Origin of the sequence: Pigmentiphaga sp. NML080357, from assembly GCF_002188465.1 — a bacterium.
Classification (GTDB): Bacteria; Pseudomonadota; Gammaproteobacteria; order Burkholderiales; family Burkholderiaceae_B; genus Pigmentiphaga.
The window spans coordinates 1-14,937 of record NZ_NINW01000013.1; the positions used below are offsets into that span (position 1 = coordinate 1).

Below are 14,937 nucleotides of genomic sequence, written 5' to 3' on the forward strand. Positions count from 1 at the left end.
ACTGTTCCGGCGCCTCAAAGGCTTCCGGCGCATATTCTCGCGATTCGACAAGCTGGATGTGATGTTCATTGCCTTCATCAATTTCGCGCTCATCGTTGATGGGCTTAGATAGTGTGAACACGCCCTAGCCTTGCGGCATCGCAATCGATGCCGGAGAGCCGACATGTCGTACGAAGGGAGTTGCCATTGCGGGGCCGTCGCATTCGAGGTCGACGCCCCGCAGCCCACGCAGGCCATGAGCTGCAATTGCTCCCATTGCCGCCGCAAGGGCTTCCTCTTGTCCTTCGTGCCCGAAAGCGCTTTCCGGCTCACGCGCGGCGAGGACAGCCTGCGGTCCTACTTCTTCAACGCCCACAAGATCGAACACATGTTCTGCACGACCTGCGGCACGCAGGCCTTCGCCCGCGGAGCGATGCCCGACGGCACGCCCACCCGCGCGGTCAACCTGCGATGCGTGCCCGCCGTCGACCTCGATGCGCTGCAGATCCAGCGCGTGGACGGCGCCAGCTTCTAACCCGCCGCCGCGGAACCGGCCGCCAAAATGCATTATTATTCCGCTCCTGACGCCATGCGGCGCCCGGCCCGTTCCGGCGCCGCCGCGGGAAGGGTGGCAGAGCGGTTTAATGCACTGGTCTTGAAAACCAGCGATGGGCAACCATCCGTGGGTTCGAATCCCACCCCTTCCGCCATCGCCAGCGACTACCCGCCAGCGGTCATCCAGAACTGCCATGCCGGACGCGGCGACACACCCCACGACGACGTACGCCCCAGGCAGGCAGCCATTCGTGGGCGTACCGTCCAGATTCGCTCCCGGCGGCGAGCCCGCGCCTATTTTTGATCCTGCCGTTCCCTTCGCCTCAATAGTCCTGCGATTCCTCGATCGGCCGGACAGCCGTGGTTGAAACGGGAAGCCGGCAAGGGCTGGCTTGAGGTCTTTCGGCGAAGAAGGCAGCGACGCTCCAGGCTAGAGGGAAGGCACGCCGCTTGCTACAAGCATTCCGGATACGATCAGGACGGAGGCGCAGGTGGGGCATGGTCGCGGCGAAGAACACGGCGGCGCTGGAAGTGTGGACGATAGGGCATTCGACGCACCCCCTGGATGAATTTCTTGCCATGTTGGCCTTCCATGGCATCGAAGGGGTTGCCGACGTGCGCCGGCATGCCGGTTCGCGCAAGTATCCGCACTTCAATCCCGATGCGCTGCGCAGCGCGCTCTCGAAGGCCGGTGTGGAGTACGTGCCATTGCCGGAGCTTGGTGGCCGCAGGCAGCCTCGGGCGGATTCGCGCAACACCGTCTGGCGCAACGCGTCGTTTCGCGGCTACGCGGACTACATGGAGACCGAGGCCTTTCAGGCCGGCCTCGAGCGGCTGCTGGCGCTCGCCCGCCGCCGCCGGACCGCCATCATGTGCGCGGAGGCCGTGTGGTGGCGGTGCCACCGCTCGCTGATCGCGGACCTGCTGAAGGCCCGGGGCGTTTGCGTACGACACATCGCCAATGGCGGCAGGTCCGAGATCCATCCGTACACCTCGGCCGCGCGGCTGGAGAACGGCGAATTGACCTATTCGCCGGAAAGGTGATCCACGCGCCGATAGCAGGAGGAATCATCGTGGCAGGCAAGTTCAAAGTCGGCGATCACGTCACCTGGAACTCGGAGGCGGGTGTTGTCAGCGGCACGATCATCCGGGTGCACACGAAGGATTTCGACTACAAGGGGCACAAGCGCCGCGCCAGCGAGGAAGACCCGCAATACGAGATCAAGAGCGACAAGACCGACCACGTCGCGGCGCACAAGGGGGCGGCGTTGAAGAAAGCGAGTCGCTGAATCCAAGCTGTGCCAGCAGGTCGGCCCTGTTGCCCGCGCCCAGGCGGTTGTAGAGCTGGCGGCGATGGTAGACCACCGTATTGGAACTGATGCCCATGCGCTGAGCGATCTTCGATTCGGACAGGCCGCGCGCCAGCCAATACGCCAGTTCGTACTGGCGCTGAGGGAGGTCGAGGTCGTGCAGCGCCGACAATAGCCGGGTCCCGCGCGCCATGCGCCGCGTGATGGTGATGCCGACGGCATTGCCTTGGCCGGCGGCCGCCGCCAGGCGCATGGCGCGCAGCGAAAACCAGCCGTGGGCATTGCGCAATTCCAGCTGTGGCGGCGGCGACGGTGTTTCCTTCGCCGGCGCCAGCCGCTGCAGGAGCGATTGCATGGCCGGGGGCAGCTCGGCGCCGCTCCGCCAGCGCCAGCCGAAGGCGAGCGGCATGATCGCCTCGGCTTCGGAAGAAATCCACAGCGGCCGCCCGCGCGGCGTGGCGACGAGCAGGCCCTGGCCATGCACTTCGCTATCGTCCCCATCGAGTTCGCCGGGCTGCAGGGCGCACGCGAGATGGGCTTCGAGCCGCGTGAGCACCGCGACCTCTTCGGGCCGGAACGGCGACGCGCCCGGAGGGCGGAAGAGGAAAAGCATGCCGATTCCCTGGCGCTGCGGCGTGCGCAGCGCCAGGCACAGCCAATCGGCGACTTTTGCCGGGCGCATCACTACGTTGTAGTAGTCGCTGCGCAGCAGCCCGGCATGGCTCGCCTTGAGCATCTGGCCCATGGTGCGCGGACCATACTCGTGGTGGGAGATGTCACTGGACTGGCGCAGGGTATTGTGGAACACCTGGCTTTCGCTGCGCAGGATGCGGGGGTCGAAGTGCTCCGGCACCGCAGCCCCGACGCCGGGGTCCTCCATGTGGGCTTCCAGCCCGCCGTCGTCCCCGACATAGAAATAGCCGCCCGAGTCGAAGCCGATTACCTGGTGCAGGGTTTGCAGCAAGGGCTGAATGAGCTGCGGGCCGCCCACGTCCAGGCACGCCATCAGTTGCAGGCGCGTGAGGGCTTGGCTGGTGGAGCGGTGCGAGGGCATGGGAGGCAGCGTCCGTAGGGATTCCTTATCGTAACCGAGCCATGGCGCAGTCCATTGCCGCGGTTCCTCCCGACGCCCCACCCCGGCGGGGTGGGGCGTCACGGACCACGTTTCAGTAAGCTGCGTGCCGCGTTTCAACCATTTGCCAAGATTCCCGATCTCGTTTTCTGAAGGTTCTCACCATGTTTGCTTGTCTCAGCATTCGTTTCCTGGCCGCCGCCTCCGCTTTCTTGCTGGCCATCGCGGTGACGGCTTTGTCCGCCGGCGGCGCCTTGGCCGCGAGCGGCGCGGATCCGGCGCACTTTCGCCTCACCCCCGCTTTGCTCGATCGGATGGAGGCCGTGGCGGCCGAGCTCAAGAACGTAAAGACGGCGGATGTCGACGACGACGATGATGACGCTGACGCCGAGTCGGTGGAGGACATCGCGCGCAAGCTCGATGCGCAGCCGAAGGTGCGTGCCGCGCTGGCGCGCCACGGGCTCACCAGTCTGGAATACGCGACCGCCACGCTTGCCGCCCTGCACGCGGGCATGTACCTGGCCACGGGGCAGGGCGCCGACACCAAGGCGCTGGCGTCGTTTACGCCCGAGCAGCGCGCAAACATCAAGACGATGCTGGCACGCCGGAAGAAGTAGCCATGACAGTGGCCTCGCTGAAGCGGTATCTTCGTCGATCTGCACGAACCGCATTTCAATTTCGGCATGGGAGGCCACTTAATGGAAGGCAGCAGGGATATCGACCACTGGACCAGCGTCGCCGCGCAATGGATAGCCTGGGCGCGTACGCCGAACCACGATGCTTTCTGGGCATATCAGGACCAGCTGAAAGCCTACGTCGGCACGGGGACGGGAGCCGCCCTGGATGTCGGATGCGGCGAGGGCCGCGTGTCCAGGGCGCTGACCGCCTGCGGCTATACGGTCACCGCCGTCGACCCCGTCCCTGAATTCGTCGAAGCCGCCAGGCAGGCCCAGTCCGCCCGACGCTACGCCGTAGCGCCCGCCGGTGCCCTGCCATTCGAGGACGGCGGTTTCGACCTGGTCATGGCCTACAACGTCTTGATGGACGTGGATGACGTTCCCGGAGCCGTCAGGGAAATGAAGCGTGTCCTGCGCAGGAACGGGACTATGTTCATCTCTGTCGTCCACCCCCTGGCCGACCTGGCGTTGATGGAGGCGCAAGAGCGCTACTTCGACCGACGCCGCTTTTCCGCCAAGGTGGAGGAACGAGGGCTCGCCATGCATTTCGCGGGGTGGGCCGAGCCGCTCGAAGCCTATGCCCGCGCCCTCGAGTCCGCCGGCCTGGCCATCGTATCGCTGCGCGAACCCAGTGCCGCGCCGCTTGCCGGACAGGACCACCTGGATCGGTGGACGCGGCTGCCGCTGTTTCTCTGGATCAAGGCCCGGAACCTGCCTGGCTGACAGCGCGGATGCCGGGAGCCGAGCGCCACCCGCGATAGTATGGCTGCTTCTTTTTATAACAAACGATCGTTTTAATAATAGGTGTTTCGCCTAGTTATAAGGTACTTATTCTATTATTATAATTCAAACGATCGTTTTATAAGGAGACCTCCCATGCGCCAAGCAGGCATCGCGCTCGCCTTCGTCACCTGCCTTGCCTTCAGCGCAGGAGCGGGGGCCCAGGCCTATCCCACGCACGCCATCCGCTGGCTGGTTCCCTATCCGCCCGGGGGCGGCGCCGATAACGTGGCGCGCGTCGTAACCCAGCGGCTCGCGCAAAGGCTTGGGCAGGCCATCATCGTGGACAACCGCCCGGGAGGAAACACCATTATCGGCACGCAGGCGTTGCTGTCCGCTCCCAAGGACGGCTACACCGTCATGAACACGGCCGAGCAGATTGCCGTCAATGCGGCACTGTATCCGGATCTCAAGTACTCGGCGGAGCGCGACCTGGACTTTGTCGCGCCCCTGGTGCGTACCCCGCTGGTCCTGCTTGCGCGGCGCGACCTGCCCGTCTCGGATGCCGCCGGTCTCCTCGCCTATCTCAAGGAGCGCGGCGATCGCGTCACGTACGGAAGCTGGGGGCAGGGCGGAATGAACCACCTGACCATGGAGGCCTTTGCCGACCGGGCCGGGGTGCGCCCCACGCACGTCCCGTTCTCAGGCGCCGCGCCCGCCGTGCGCGACTTGCTCGGCGGCCAGATCGATCTGTATTTTTCCGATCCGGCCACGGCGCTGCCGCATCTTCGCACCGGCAAGCTCAAGGCCCTGCTGGTGTCCACCCGGGAGCGCCTGGCCTATCTTCCCGACGTGCCCACCATCCACGAAAGCGGTTACCGGGATTTCGACATGTACAGCTGGCAGGGCGTGGTCGCCCCGAAGGGCATGCCGCCGCAGGCGCTCAAGACACTGGCCGCGGCCGTACGAGAAACCCTCCAGCAACCGGACGTGAACAAGGAACTGCTGGAGCGGGGATTCCTTCCCGAACCCGGTACGCCCGAGGCGTTCCGCGCATTTTTCCTGCGCAGCCAGGCCACGCTGGCGGGGATCGTGCGCAAGCGGAACATCCGGATCGAGTAGGGCCGGCGCCGGTTGTCGTCAAGGCCGGCTGACGTCGGCGGGTTCGGCGTGCGGCCGCATTGCCAGGCGTTCGAATTCGGTCACGTCGTGGCCGCAGCACACGGTAACCTCGGCCGCGTGATGCCGTATCAGTTCGCGGAGCCGGCGCTGGTTGTCGAGCCGCGCGACGCGGTCGTGCTCGAGCATCCATTGATAGAACCTCAAGCCGGGCGGGCAGGTCGGCGCGTCGGGCTGCATTTCCCGGATGTGGAAATAGGCGTCTCCTGCCTGGAGCAGCCACCGGCCGGCGCCTTCGACCGCGACGCCGGCATGGCCCAGGGTGTGTCCCGGCAGGGGGATCAGCGCCAGCTCCGGCGGCAGTCCGTCCAGGGGCCGAGCGCGCCGGAACCCGAACCAGGTATCGCCCTCATCGTGGCGGTACACCTTCCAGCGGGGCCGCGATCCCCATTGCTGGGGCCGGAAGCGTTGCCGGTCCATCCAGCTCCTGCGGGCGGTGGCCACCTCTTGTTCCGCGGCCATCAAGTGCACCGTCGCCTGCGGAAAATCATCCAGGCCTCCGGCGTGATCGAAGTCCAGATGCGTCAAGACGATGTGCCGCACGTCCTGGACCCTGTAGCCCAGGCCTTCTATCTGGCGCGCGGCGGTCATGGATTCGCGCCATTCCGGTCTGACCAGCGCAAGGAAGAATGCGCTCAGGCGCGTGCGCGGCGCTTCCACGTCGCGCAGACCGAGGCCCGTATCGATCAATGCCAATCCACCAGACGGCAGCTCGGCCAGGATGCAATGGCAGCAGAGCCGCCCGCGCAAGGCCGACCAGGGCGACCTGCCGTCCATCAAGCGGCCTCCGGCCGGGCAGGTGGAGATGCAATTCAAGTGATGCAGCCGCATCGCCGGCTCCTGTCGTAGACGTACGGCCCGCAGACAACGATGCCGACTTGCGCGTCCCGCAAGGGGCATACCCGGGAGGGGGCTCCGCAGACCGCGCTCCGGGCGACGATGGGCGCCGTGGCATGGCGCTTGCTCCAACGACGACGGCAATCGTCTTCCCTGGCCGGACCATGAACGGCCTGCGGGGAGGGCGCCCGCAGAATTCTCGGAGAGACGTCATGCGCAGGCTTTTGACGGTGGCAGTATGGTGGTTCATGGCGAGCGGATCGGCTATCGTCCATGCAGGCGAGGCCTCCGGCACCGACGGACTGTATCTTGCCCAGGCCGGCCATGCCGGCCGGTTCGAGATCGAGGCCAGCCAGATGGCGGCCCAGAGAGGATCGAACGATTACGTCAGGGAGTTCGCAAAGAGGATGATCGCCGATCACACCCGGATCGAAGCGGAATTCAAGGCTTACGCGTCGGCCCGCAAACTGGCGCTTCCCGCGGAGCCCGATGGCGGGCAGAAGGCCATACTCGCTTCGCTGGGAGGCAAGACGGGGCAGTCGTATGACCGTGAGTATGCGCAGGCGGTGGGAGTGGAGGCGCACCGCAGCGCCATCCGGTTGTTCGAGGAAATGTCGACGCATGCAACGGATGGGCAACTGCGCGACCTCGCAAGAAAATTCCTGCCCATGTTGAAAGAACACGAAAAGCATGCAGGGGACCTGCTCTCCAAGGTGGAAAGCGGCGAGGCGCAGCGGCCGAGGCAGGAAGGGGGCAATCCCGGCAGGGGCATTCCGCATCCGCTGCCGCCGGATCGAGCCGCGCCACCCGTCACCCGGCCTACGGGAGAGCCTGAGCGTGGCACCGCCCAGCCTTCACGTTGAGGATGTCCCGCGCCCCAAGGCCCGCGTGGCCACTGCGAGGCCCACGCCGAAGGCCAGGTAGACGAGCCCCATCGACGTCCGGGAGAGGCGGCGCTCGAATCCCGGCGTGAAGCGTTCGGGAATGCACCGGTAGTCCACCGCGCAAGCTGCTGCGGAAACCGCGATGCCGGCCGCGAGGTCCGCCGGCAGCGAGGCCGGGCGGAGCCGTTGCCGCACGCAGCCGAACAAGGCGGCCCAGAAGACCGAGGCGGCATGGTGGATCAGGTATCCGGCAAACGTGTATTTGCCCGATATTCCGTCTTGCCGGAAAGCCTTGCGTCGCCATAGCCAATGGCTGATCGCATTGATCGGCGCCGCCGCACGGTCGTTCTCGGCTCCCCCGGCCGCGATTAGCGCAAGCGTCGATACGGCGCTGGCCGTGCTGCCGACGATCCAGGCTTCTTTCAATAGGTGGCGCGTGCGGTTCATGGATATTCCTTCGAGGCAGGCCGCGGGCTGTGGGCCGTACGCAAGCTTCCTGCCCGCTCGGCGCGCTACCGGCCGTGGTTTCGCCCGCCACCGGACTCATGTTCCCGCACGGACGAGCACATTCGACATGTCCGATGTAAACGCGGTCACGGGGGCTGCGTCGCGCGGGATACCAGGCGGGTATGGACGTCGAGATGACGAAGCTCGCGCCCGCATCGATGGTCTCGTCCTGCGGCGCGAGGGCGCAGCCTCGCCGGAGTCGCCGCCGTAGCTGAAGACGCCGGCCTATAGCGGATCGCCGAAACGATCCCGCAGGCGCCCAAGCGCCGCGCAGGGGGGCGCAACGATACTGACAGTTCTTGACAGGGGTGGCCGCTATAGTCGGACGTGAAACGATGGAGGCTTGAGATGCCCACACCTAACCTGATGCTGTTGTATGTGAAAGACCCGCCCGCGAGCGCGGCGTTTTACGAGAAGCTGTTCCAGCGGCCGCCTGCCGCGGTCTATCCAACTTATGCCGCGTTCGAGTTCGAGAACGGACTGAACCTCGGACTGTGGTCGACGTCAGCCGGGAATTTCTTATCCGGAGGTTCCGGCCACCGCTCGGAAATCGCGTTCATGGTGCCGGACGGCGCCGACGTGCGGGATCTGTACGGCCGTTGGCAGGCCGCGGGAGTGGCCATCGAACAGCCGCCGCATCAGGCTGTATTCGGCCTGACTTTCGTGGCGCTGGATCCCGATGGACACCGGATACGCGTCTGCACGCCCGACGACTGACGGTTGAAGGGCCGCGAGCGCGACATGCGCGTCATGTCGGCTACATGACGCGCATGCTTCAGGCCGATTTCTTCTTTGCGACCATTCCGTAGATCAGGAGCAGCACGATGGCGCCCACGACCGAGGCGATCCACCCGGCGGGTTCGCCCGGCTGGTACCAGCCCAGGGCGCGGCCGGCATAGCCGGCGATCAGGGAACCGGCGACCCCAAGCACGATGGTCATGATCCATCCCATGCTGTCGTTGCCGGGTTTGATTGCGCGCGCGAGCAAACCGACGACCAGGCCTACCAGCAGTGTTCCAAGAAGAGACAGCATGGCGTTCCTCCGGGCAAATTGCGAGCCCCGGGCGGGCTCTGCGCGCAATCATGCCATATTTTGAACCGGCAAGGCGGTTTGGCGGCTTGACGGCAACAGTGCGGCGGTTAGCGGATGGTGTAGCCCCTGGCGCGCATGCAGTCGTTGGCCAGGCCCGATTGCCGCTCGGCATTGGCCAGGCCGTCGCCGACCCCGGATCCCACGCCGGCGTTGATGCCGCGGTAGGAAGGCGTGCTCGTTCCCGGCGCGTTGATGCGGGCCTGGCGTTCGCACTGGATGCGGTCGCGCTCGGCCTGGTCGGCCGAGGCGCTCTCCTTGTGCCAGGAGGTCGGGCCAGAGGCGCAGGCGCCCAGCGCCAGCACGGAGAGGAGAGCGGCGAAGTTCTTGTTCATTTGGGATTCCGTTCCGAGAGAGGCCCCATGGGCCGTGGCCCATGTCGCGGGAGAGGATTCGATTGTATTCAAAGGAGGGCTCGTGCGGGACCAGGACCGGCATGTCGGCCTAGACTTCGTCGTCGTACTCGAGCTCGGCCAATCGGCGCCTCAGGGCCCGCGCATCTACCTCGGGGGAATGGCCGTAGTTCAACGCAAGCTGGCGCAGCTCGCCGTCGTAGGGGTCGTTGCTGTTCGCATCGGTCAGGGAAAGCTCGAAAGCGGCCAGCCGGCGCTGCCTGAGCTGGCGCATGTATTGGAGAATGTTTTTCATGGTGGGGTATCGTTGCGGCCGGGCAGGACGTGTTGCTCTGGCGCGGCAGCCTTGGCGGCGTACCGTGCCTGATCGGTTATAGACGCTTTCGGCGGGGCTGGCTAGACGCGGATTTCGGGCGCTTCGCGGGCGGGTACGCGATTTGCTACCTGTCAGACGCCCGGAACGGAGAGGCCGCATGTCTATCTACCCGCAGGACGGGACCGCCCCGCACAGTCACTATCAGCTTTATGTCTCCGGACATGGCGTGTACGCCGAGGACCGTACCGGCAAGGTGGCGGAAATAGGCGTCATCGAGGCCAAGGACGGCGAACTGGCATACCATCTGGAAATGGACGGCCTGTGGGGCGCCGGTTTCCTGACGGCGGAAAAGCTCTTGCAAGACGTAGCTGCCAAACTGGCTTATGCGTCGCTGCATCGCTTCTTCGGCACTGCTCCTTCGGCGCCGTCGCGGGAGGGCGGACCGGCTGCCCTACGCCTCCTGCTGGAGAACGAGGAGCCGGGCGAACATCCACCGGCGGGCAGCGCTGCGGAATGACACCCCGCGGCGGCCAGGGAATGCGCGGCGACCCGCGGCGCGCGGGTGGCCGTGCCCGTCCGCAGGATCGACAGGAGGACGGAGTGGGACAGAATACGTCTTGCCGGGTGCTGGTCGTGGACAACTACGTCAGCGCCGCCGAAGCGCTGGCCGAAGCGTGCGGCCGGTATCACGAAGTCAAGTTCGTGGGCGGCGGATCGGCGGCGATGGAGGTGGCCTTGGCCTGGCGCCCCCAGGTCATGATCCTGGATATCGACATGCCGCCGCCCAATGGGCTGGAGGTCGCCACCATGATTCGCGACATCTCGCACCTGGAACCGGTCACCCTTATCGCGGTGACAGGCCGCAGCGCGGCTTTCGGCCAGGAAGAGGCGCTGGCGCACGGTTTCGACGACTACCTCATCAAGCCGGTCGACGTGGAAAAGCTGCTGGCGCTGATCGCCGCGCGGCGCGGCCGGACATCGACCCAGGTCTAATCAGGCTGAGGCCCGCGGCTCGGACCCGCCTACCGTGTGCGGACGGCCGGCGCCGTAGGCGACCCAGGCTTGCGCCGCGGCCATCGCCACCATGAGGCACAGAGCCGGCAGCCAGCTGGCGGTCCAGTCGCGCAGGACGCCGCATACCACCGGTCCGGCGGCGCCGATCAGATAGCCCAGGCTTTGCGCCATCCCGGACAGCGACGCCGCCTGTTGTGCGGAGGCCGAGCGCAGGCTGATGTACGCCAGCGACAGCACCAGGCTGCCACCCAGGCCGGCGCCGCCGACGCATATCCACACGATAGTCCAGGCCGGGAAGACGGCCATGCCCGCAAAGCCCGCCACGCACAGCAGCGAGATCGCCAGTCCCAGGCTCTTCTGGTCACGCATGCGGCCGGCAACCCACGAGGTGGCGATGTTGCCCAGCAGGGCCGCCAGTTGCAAGAGGGATACCATCCAGCCGGCCTGGTTCGCGCTCATGCCCGTGTCGTGGAGCATGGAAGGCAGCCAGGCCACCAGGATGTAGAAATTGAAGGCCTGGATGCCGGTGAAGAGCGTCACCTGCCACGCCAGCCACGACCGCCAGACGTTGACCGGGGAAGCCTGGGGCGACTGGGGGGCGGCGGGCAGCGCGGCCGCATGGCGCGAGCGCCCCAGCCAGACCAGGGCCGCCGGCACCGTCACGACCAGCACGCAGGCCAGCGAGGCGCGCCAGCCGCCCGGCAGCGCCTCGGCCAGCGGTACGGCCACGCCGGCCGCCGTGCCCGAGGCCAGCGTCATCACGACCGAGTAAAGGCCGGTGAGCGGCCCGATGCGCTGGGGAAACTCGCGCTTGACCAGGGCGGGCAGCATCACGTTCCCAACGGCGATGGCGATGCCGCCTATCAGCGTGCCCAGGAACAGCGGAGCAACGCCGGGAACGGAACGCAGCGCGATGCCTGCCGAAAGCACGGCCATCGCAAGGAACAGCATGCGTTCCAGCCCCAGGCGCCGCCCTATTGCCGGAGCCAGCACCGAAAAGGTGCCGAACGCGAGCAGCGGCAGCGTGTTGAGCAGGCCCGCGCTACCGGCGTCCAGGCCGGTCGAGGCGCGGATATGGCCCAGCAGCGGACCGACGCCGGTCAGGGGCGCGCGCAGCGTGGCGGCCACCAGCAGGATGCCCAGCAGCGCCACCGCCGGAGTCACTGCGTGGGAGAGGGAAGGGTTTGTCTCGGTTTTCATGGTTGTAATGATGGTCCTGGGGCCGCGCGGTCCGGGCACGCGGCTTGCGGCCCGGTGCCGGCACGCCGGCGGCCGATGGTGTTCGGCGGCGCGCTGGCGTATAAAGATGCCTTAGAAGAAGAACGAGAGCGCAAACAGCAGAATATCGGAGGCACGCCATGCCCAATCGACTTGCTGCCGGAACGACGCCGCTGGCGACCAAGAACGGCGTGCGTTTCACCCTTTTCCACGAGACCCGCGGCCCGCAGGTCTACGAGGTGGACGCGCAGGTCTTGCGCACACGCTTTGGCGCGCCCGACGATCGGGTGGATCACCTGCTGACGGCCTACCTGGCCGGCCAGGCCGAGATTCACGATGTGGCTACCGCCGTGCCCGGCGGGGGTCACGGTACCGTTACCCACCTCGGCCCGGAGGATTTCGGCCTCGGTGGATCCTGAACGGAGGCGCGCGCTCAAGCCGGTCCGGCCGGGCTGTCGTCCCGCGCGCCGGCCGGCAGCGCCAGGGCCATCAGCACGTGCGGGATGCCCGCTTCCATGAACTCTTCGCCTTCGGCCTGGAACCCCCGGGTTTCGTAGAACCGCCGGGCGCGCGTCTGCGCGTGCAGCAGTAGCCGACGGTGGCCGCGGCGTTGCGCCTCGGCGATCAGCGCGTCCAGGATCGCGCCGCCCACGCCCAGGCCGCGCGCATGGCGATGCACCGCCATGCGGCCGATATGGCCGTCGGGCAGCAGCCGGCCGGTTCCCAGCGGCGAACCGGCGGCATCGTAGGCGACGGCATGCAGGCAGACGGCGTCGGCGTCGTCGTATTCGAGTTCCAGGGGGACCGATTGTTCGTCGACGAAGACGGCCTGGCGTATCGATGATGCATCGTGGCGCAGGTCGCTCCACGGCCCGACGGCCAGGCGGATGTCGGGCGTCGTCATGCGGAGATGCGCGGAACGTATGCCCGCGGAGATTGGGAAGGCGAAAGGAATACCGTTGCGTGTGCTGCCATGCGGACAAGACGGCCGCGGCTCAGGCGGCCGAGGCCAGTACGGATGCAAAACCGCTAGCTTAGTCTATCGCCCGCAGCTTGTTCACCACCGCGTCGAAAGTCTTCAATTGGCGGCGTATTTCGGCCTGGCCGTGGTCCTCCAGGAAGGCTTGAAAGGCCGACGCCACGGGGGGAAGGCGGGCTGTAGACAAATGCAGCACGTACCAATCGTGTTCGACGGGATTGCCCGGCAGCGGCAATAGGCCGATGAGTCCAGCCTGGAATTCCAGAGCGCAGGCGTGCAGCGACAGGAAGCCTATGCCCAGGCCCGCCGCCACCATCTGCTTGATCGCCTCGTTGCTGGACAGCTCCGAACCCGGCGAAAACCGCAGCCCGGCCTCCTTGAATAGTTTTTCGACCGTGTTGTGGGCACCCGAGCCGTGCTCTCGCACGAGGATATTCTCGTCGGACAGGTCGCGCAGCGTCAGGTCGCGTCGAGCCATCAAAGAGTGATGGGGAGAGGCGATGAACGCCATCGGGTGCTTTGCGAAGGCCCGCGATTCCGTGCGCACGTCGCTGGGCGGCTTGCCCATGATGGCGATGTCGATTTCATGCCGGGTGAGCATGCGCACGACTTCTTCGCGGTTGCCGACGCTGAGCTTGACTTTCACGTCCGGGCGGCCCGTGGTGAAGGCGACAAGCAGGGGCGGGAGCAAGTACTCGGCCGTGATCAGCGCTCCAACCCGCAGGGTGCCGGCGAGCCTGCCTTTCAGGCTGGCGACTTCGTCCGTGGCATGGCGCCAGAGTTCGAGGATCTGGCTGGCATATCCGGCCACGATTTCCCCGGCGGGAGTCAGTTGTAGACCGCGTCCCGAACGTTGGACCAGCGCAGTGCCGGCGGCTTCTTCCAGCAGACGCAACTGTAGCGATACCGTGGGCTGAGTCAGATGCAGTGCTTGGGCCGCACGGGAGACGCCGCCCAGACGAGCGACGGCGTCGATGGCGGTGAGCTGGCGGAATGTGGTGGTCTTGTACATCTGAGCCCCTCGCTTCCATTTACATAGAAAATAACCTATAGAAGCGGAATTTTTTTTAATTTTTAAATATATCTCCACAACTTTAAAGTCCCTGCATGATCACGCGCCGGCCGAAATCGAATCCCCGCTGCGATCTAAACCAGGTGCTGCAAGGGCGCCGTACGTGGAGAAGAACATGCTGCCTACCACCCGTAAGCTGGATTTTTCCGAAGTCCCCATCATCGACATATCCCCCAGCCGGTTTGCGACGCTCGAGTCCAGGAAGCGGCTCGCCGACGAGCTGGCCGAGGCGTGCGCGACGGTCGGGTTCCTGTACCTGAAAAACCATCCGGTCCCGCAAGAACAGATCGACGGCGTATTCGAGGTGGCCAAAGCGTTCTTCGCCCTGCCCCAGGAGGCCAAGGACGCAGTCTCGATGGCCAGGAACCGCCATTTCCAGGGCTACCTCCCCATGCTGACAAAGGGACAGGGCAATGCCGAGCGAGGCGGCGTGATCACCGCCAATAAGCAGGAGGCTTTCCAGTTCCGTCGTCCGTTGGATCCCGATGATCCGGACCTGGCGACCGGCGCCCGCCTGGCGGGCGTGATTCCCTGGCCCAAGGAGTTGCCGAAACTCAAGGAAGTCCTGCTGGCCTATCACGCCCGCATGTGCCGGTTCGGAGAAAGCATGATCGAGCTGTTCGAGCTCGGCCTGGACTTGCCGAAGGATGCCATCCGCCAGCATTTCAGGAAGGACATGAATGCGCTGCGTATCATCCACTATCCGCCGCAGCAGGTGGACGAGTCCGGCGCCCATCTGGGGACGCGCGCCCATACGGATACCGATGCGTTCACCTTCGTCTACCAGGACGAGACCGGCGGCCTCGAAATTCGCAACAAGGACGGCGAATGGATAGGCGTGCCGCCCATTCCGGGCACCTACGTACTGAACATCGGAGAGGTCATGAAGGTCTGGACCGATGGCGTGTTCTCGTCCACGCCCCACCGTGTCATCAATCGATACGGGAAGGAGCGCTACTCGGTGCCGTTCTTCATGTTTCCCACGTACGAGGAAGTCATCGTCCCGAAAATCAAGAATCCCGACCCATCCAATGTTGCGCCCGAGGACTTCCATACGTCCATGCCGCGGGACAAGCCGTTCGTCTGGGGTGAGTTCAAGGAGGCGAACTATGCGCGCATCAATCCCACCGCCGCGGAGCGTGCCATGGCGGAATGATTCGTCCCCCGACTAGCCG

General features: G+C 65.8%; 21 protein-coding genes, 1 tRNA gene and 1 pseudogene. 14 read left to right on the forward strand and 9 right to left on the reverse strand.

The window, feature by feature from the left end; translation table 11 throughout:
• The 5 genes and pseudogenes from CDO44_RS03260 to CDO44_RS03280 form a co-directional block, all read left to right on the forward strand.
• Positions 1-112: pseudogene (locus CDO44_RS03260) on the forward strand (IS5/IS1182 family transposase); the annotation flags it as partial.
• 51 nt (positions 113-163) lie between these two features.
• Positions 164-514 carry a GFA family protein gene (locus tag CDO44_RS03265; RefSeq protein ID WP_087778885.1) on the forward strand — a complete coding sequence of 117 codons (351 nt, stop codon included), beginning with the start codon at positions 164-166 and terminating at the stop codon, positions 512-514.
• Between the two features lie 87 nt (positions 515-601).
• A tRNA-Ser gene (locus tag CDO44_RS03270) sits at positions 602-689 on the forward strand.
• Positions 690-1,032: 343 nt separating this feature from the next.
• Positions 1,033-1,578, forward strand: a complete 546-nt coding sequence (locus CDO44_RS03275) for a DUF488 family protein (RefSeq protein ID WP_087778887.1) — start codon at positions 1,033-1,035, stop codon at positions 1,576-1,578.
• Between the two features lie 29 nt (positions 1,579-1,607).
• The gene (locus tag CDO44_RS03280; protein ID WP_087778956.1) at positions 1,608-1,823 is read left to right on the forward strand and encodes a DUF2945 domain-containing protein; all 216 of its coding nucleotides are present in this window, start codon (positions 1,608-1,610) and stop codon (positions 1,821-1,823) included.
• Here CDO44_RS03280 and CDO44_RS03285 read toward each other — a convergent pair.
• Positions 1,756-2,898 (reverse strand): helix-turn-helix transcriptional regulator, encoded by a 1,143-nt coding sequence (locus CDO44_RS03285; protein ID WP_198951285.1) that lies wholly within the window; start codon positions 2,896-2,898, stop codon positions 1,756-1,758. The two genes, CDO44_RS03280 and CDO44_RS03285, sit on opposite strands and share 68 nt — an antisense overlap.
• Before the next feature lie 182 nt (positions 2,899-3,080).
• Between CDO44_RS03285 and CDO44_RS03290 the strand changes: the two genes are divergently transcribed.
• The 3 genes from CDO44_RS03290 to CDO44_RS03300 all read left to right on the forward strand — a co-directional run bounded on the left by CDO44_RS03290 (position 3,081) and on the right by CDO44_RS03300 (position 5,435).
• Positions 3,081-3,533 carry a hypothetical protein gene (locus CDO44_RS03290; protein ID WP_087778889.1) on the forward strand — a complete coding sequence of 151 codons (453 nt, stop codon included), beginning with the start codon at positions 3,081-3,083 and terminating at the stop codon, positions 3,531-3,533.
• A gap of 81 nt (positions 3,534-3,614) precedes the next feature.
• Positions 3,615-4,316, forward strand: coding sequence for a class I SAM-dependent methyltransferase (locus tag CDO44_RS03295; protein WP_087778891.1), 702 nt, complete (start codon positions 3,615-3,617; stop codon positions 4,314-4,316).
• A gap of 153 nt (positions 4,317-4,469) precedes the next feature.
• Positions 4,470-5,435 carry a tripartite tricarboxylate transporter substrate binding protein gene (locus CDO44_RS03300; protein ID WP_087778893.1) on the forward strand — a complete coding sequence of 322 codons (966 nt, stop codon included), beginning with the start codon at positions 4,470-4,472 and terminating at the stop codon, positions 5,433-5,435.
• 18 nt (positions 5,436-5,453) lie between these two features.
• On the opposite strand, the gene CDO44_RS03305 is transcribed toward CDO44_RS03300, so the two are convergent.
• Complete coding sequence (locus tag CDO44_RS03305; protein ID WP_087778895.1) at positions 5,454-6,323, reverse strand: MBL fold metallo-hydrolase; 870 nt, start codon at positions 6,321-6,323, stop codon at positions 5,454-5,456.
• Positions 6,324-6,541: 218 nt separating this feature from the next.
• On the opposite strand from CDO44_RS03305, the gene CDO44_RS03310 reads away from it, so the two are divergent.
• On the forward strand, positions 6,542-7,192 hold the full coding sequence (locus CDO44_RS03310) for a DUF4142 domain-containing protein (protein ID WP_158213193.1): 651 nt from the start codon (positions 6,542-6,544) through the stop codon (positions 7,190-7,192).
• Here the strand turns inward: CDO44_RS03310 and CDO44_RS03315 are convergent.
• Entirely contained in the window at positions 7,184-7,660 is a 477-nt protein-coding gene (locus CDO44_RS03315) for a hypothetical protein (protein ID WP_087778899.1), read from the reverse strand. The two genes, CDO44_RS03310 and CDO44_RS03315, sit on opposite strands and share 9 nt — an antisense overlap.
• Before the next feature lie 408 nt (positions 7,661-8,068).
• Here CDO44_RS03315 and CDO44_RS03320 point away from each other — a divergent pair, with 408 nt between their 5' ends.
• Positions 8,069-8,437, forward strand: coding sequence for a VOC family protein (locus tag CDO44_RS03320; protein WP_087778901.1), 369 nt, complete (start codon positions 8,069-8,071; stop codon positions 8,435-8,437).
• 58 nt (positions 8,438-8,495) lie between these two features.
• On the opposite strand, the gene CDO44_RS03325 is transcribed toward CDO44_RS03320, so the two are convergent.
• From CDO44_RS03325 to CDO44_RS03335, 3 genes are all read right to left on the reverse strand, one after another.
• Positions 8,496-8,753, reverse strand: coding sequence for a GlsB/YeaQ/YmgE family stress response membrane protein (locus CDO44_RS03325; protein WP_087778903.1), 258 nt, complete (start codon positions 8,751-8,753; stop codon positions 8,496-8,498).
• 107 nt (positions 8,754-8,860) lie between these two features.
• Positions 8,861-9,145 carry a hypothetical protein gene (locus tag CDO44_RS03330; RefSeq protein WP_087778905.1) on the reverse strand — a complete coding sequence of 95 codons (285 nt, stop codon included), beginning with the start codon at positions 9,143-9,145 and terminating at the stop codon, positions 8,861-8,863.
• A gap of 109 nt (positions 9,146-9,254) precedes the next feature.
• Positions 9,255-9,458, reverse strand: coding sequence for a hypothetical protein (locus tag CDO44_RS03335; protein WP_087778907.1), 204 nt, complete (start codon positions 9,456-9,458; stop codon positions 9,255-9,257).
• 178 nt (positions 9,459-9,636) lie between these two features.
• On the opposite strand from CDO44_RS03335, the gene CDO44_RS03340 reads away from it, so the two are divergent.
• The gene (locus CDO44_RS03340; protein ID WP_087778908.1) at positions 9,637-9,996 is read left to right on the forward strand and encodes a hypothetical protein; all 360 of its coding nucleotides are present in this window, start codon (positions 9,637-9,639) and stop codon (positions 9,994-9,996) included.
• An 83-nt stretch (positions 9,997-10,079) separates the two neighbouring features.
• Positions 10,080-10,472: a response regulator gene (locus CDO44_RS03345; protein WP_158213194.1), complete on the forward strand. Its 393-nt coding sequence runs from the start codon at positions 10,080-10,082 to the stop codon at positions 10,470-10,472.
• Here the strand turns inward: CDO44_RS03345 and CDO44_RS03350 are convergent, their stop codons facing one another.
• Complete coding sequence (locus CDO44_RS03350; RefSeq protein WP_087778912.1) at positions 10,473-11,693, reverse strand: MFS transporter; 1,221 nt, start codon at positions 11,691-11,693, stop codon at positions 10,473-10,475.
• 158 nt (positions 11,694-11,851) lie between these two features.
• Here CDO44_RS03350 and CDO44_RS03355 point away from each other — a divergent pair, with 158 nt between their 5' ends.
• Positions 11,852-12,130: a hypothetical protein gene (locus CDO44_RS03355; protein ID WP_087778914.1), complete on the forward strand. Its 279-nt coding sequence runs from the start codon at positions 11,852-11,854 to the stop codon at positions 12,128-12,130.
• A 14-nt stretch (positions 12,131-12,144) separates the two neighbouring features.
• Here CDO44_RS03355 and CDO44_RS03360 read toward each other — a convergent pair whose 3' ends face one another.
• Together CDO44_RS03360 and CDO44_RS03365 are read right to left on the reverse strand one after the other, a co-directional pair.
• Positions 12,145-12,615, reverse strand: a complete 471-nt coding sequence (locus CDO44_RS03360) for a GNAT family N-acetyltransferase (protein WP_087778916.1) — start codon at positions 12,613-12,615, stop codon at positions 12,145-12,147.
• A 130-nt stretch (positions 12,616-12,745) separates the two neighbouring features.
• Entirely contained in the window at positions 12,746-13,702 is a 957-nt protein-coding gene (locus tag CDO44_RS03365; protein ID WP_087778918.1) for a LysR family transcriptional regulator, read from the reverse strand.
• Positions 13,703-13,877: 175 nt separating this feature from the next.
• On the opposite strand from CDO44_RS03365, the gene CDO44_RS03370 reads away from it, so the two are divergent.
• A complete protein-coding gene (locus CDO44_RS03370) occupies positions 13,878-14,918 on the forward strand; it encodes an isopenicillin N synthase family oxygenase (protein WP_087778920.1) in 1,041 nt (346 codons plus the stop codon).
• Positions 14,919-14,937: the final 19 nt, after the last annotated feature.

What these genes read in the sequence shown, in the direction of transcription:
- CDO44_RS03350 (WP_087778912.1), bottom strand. Translation starts at nt 11,693, where the DNA reads ATGAAAACCGAGACAAACCCTTCCCTCTCCCACGCAGTGACTCCGGCG.
- CDO44_RS03330 (WP_087778905.1), bottom strand. Translation starts at nt 9,145, where the DNA reads ATGAACAAGAACTTCGCCGCTCTCCTCTCCGTGCTGGCGCTGGGCGCC.
- CDO44_RS03310 (WP_158213193.1), top strand. Translation starts at nt 6,542, where the DNA reads ATGCGCAGGCTTTTGACGGTGGCAGTATGGTGGTTCATGGCGAGCGGA.
- CDO44_RS03285 (WP_198951285.1), bottom strand. Translation starts at nt 2,898, where the DNA reads ATGCCCTCGCACCGCTCCACCAGCCAAGCCCTCACGCGCCTGCAACTG.
- CDO44_RS03340 (WP_087778908.1), top strand. Translation starts at nt 9,637, where the DNA reads ATGTCTATCTACCCGCAGGACGGGACCGCCCCGCACAGTCACTATCAG.
- CDO44_RS03265 (WP_087778885.1), top strand. Translation starts at nt 164, where the DNA reads ATGTCGTACGAAGGGAGTTGCCATTGCGGGGCCGTCGCATTCGAGGTC.
- CDO44_RS03320 (WP_087778901.1), top strand. Translation starts at nt 8,069, where the DNA reads ATGCCCACACCTAACCTGATGCTGTTGTATGTGAAAGACCCGCCCGCG.
- CDO44_RS03315 (WP_087778899.1), bottom strand. Translation starts at nt 7,660, where the DNA reads ATGAACCGCACGCGCCACCTATTGAAAGAAGCCTGGATCGTCGGCAGC.
- CDO44_RS03275 (WP_087778887.1), top strand. Translation starts at nt 1,033, where the DNA reads ATGGTCGCGGCGAAGAACACGGCGGCGCTGGAAGTGTGGACGATAGGG.
- CDO44_RS03370 (WP_087778920.1), top strand. Translation starts at nt 13,878, where the DNA reads ATGCTGCCTACCACCCGTAAGCTGGATTTTTCCGAAGTCCCCATCATC.
- CDO44_RS03365 (WP_087778918.1), bottom strand. Translation starts at nt 13,702, where the DNA reads ATGTACAAGACCACCACATTCCGCCAGCTCACCGCCATCGACGCCGTC.
- CDO44_RS03355 (WP_087778914.1), top strand. Translation starts at nt 11,852, where the DNA reads ATGCCCAATCGACTTGCTGCCGGAACGACGCCGCTGGCGACCAAGAAC.
- CDO44_RS03290 (WP_087778889.1), top strand. Translation starts at nt 3,081, where the DNA reads ATGTTTGCTTGTCTCAGCATTCGTTTCCTGGCCGCCGCCTCCGCTTTC.
- CDO44_RS03300 (WP_087778893.1), top strand. Translation starts at nt 4,470, where the DNA reads ATGCGCCAAGCAGGCATCGCGCTCGCCTTCGTCACCTGCCTTGCCTTC.
- CDO44_RS03335 (WP_087778907.1), bottom strand. Translation starts at nt 9,458, where the DNA reads ATGAAAAACATTCTCCAATACATGCGCCAGCTCAGGCAGCGCCGGCTG.
- CDO44_RS03325 (WP_087778903.1), bottom strand. Translation starts at nt 8,753, where the DNA reads ATGCTGTCTCTTCTTGGAACACTGCTGGTAGGCCTGGTCGTCGGTTTG.
- CDO44_RS03295 (WP_087778891.1), top strand. Translation starts at nt 3,615, where the DNA reads ATGGAAGGCAGCAGGGATATCGACCACTGGACCAGCGTCGCCGCGCAA.
- CDO44_RS03305 (WP_087778895.1), bottom strand. Translation starts at nt 6,323, where the DNA reads ATGCGGCTGCATCACTTGAATTGCATCTCCACCTGCCCGGCCGGAGGC.
- CDO44_RS03360 (WP_087778916.1), bottom strand. Translation starts at nt 12,615, where the DNA reads ATGACGACGCCCGACATCCGCCTGGCCGTCGGGCCGTGGAGCGACCTG.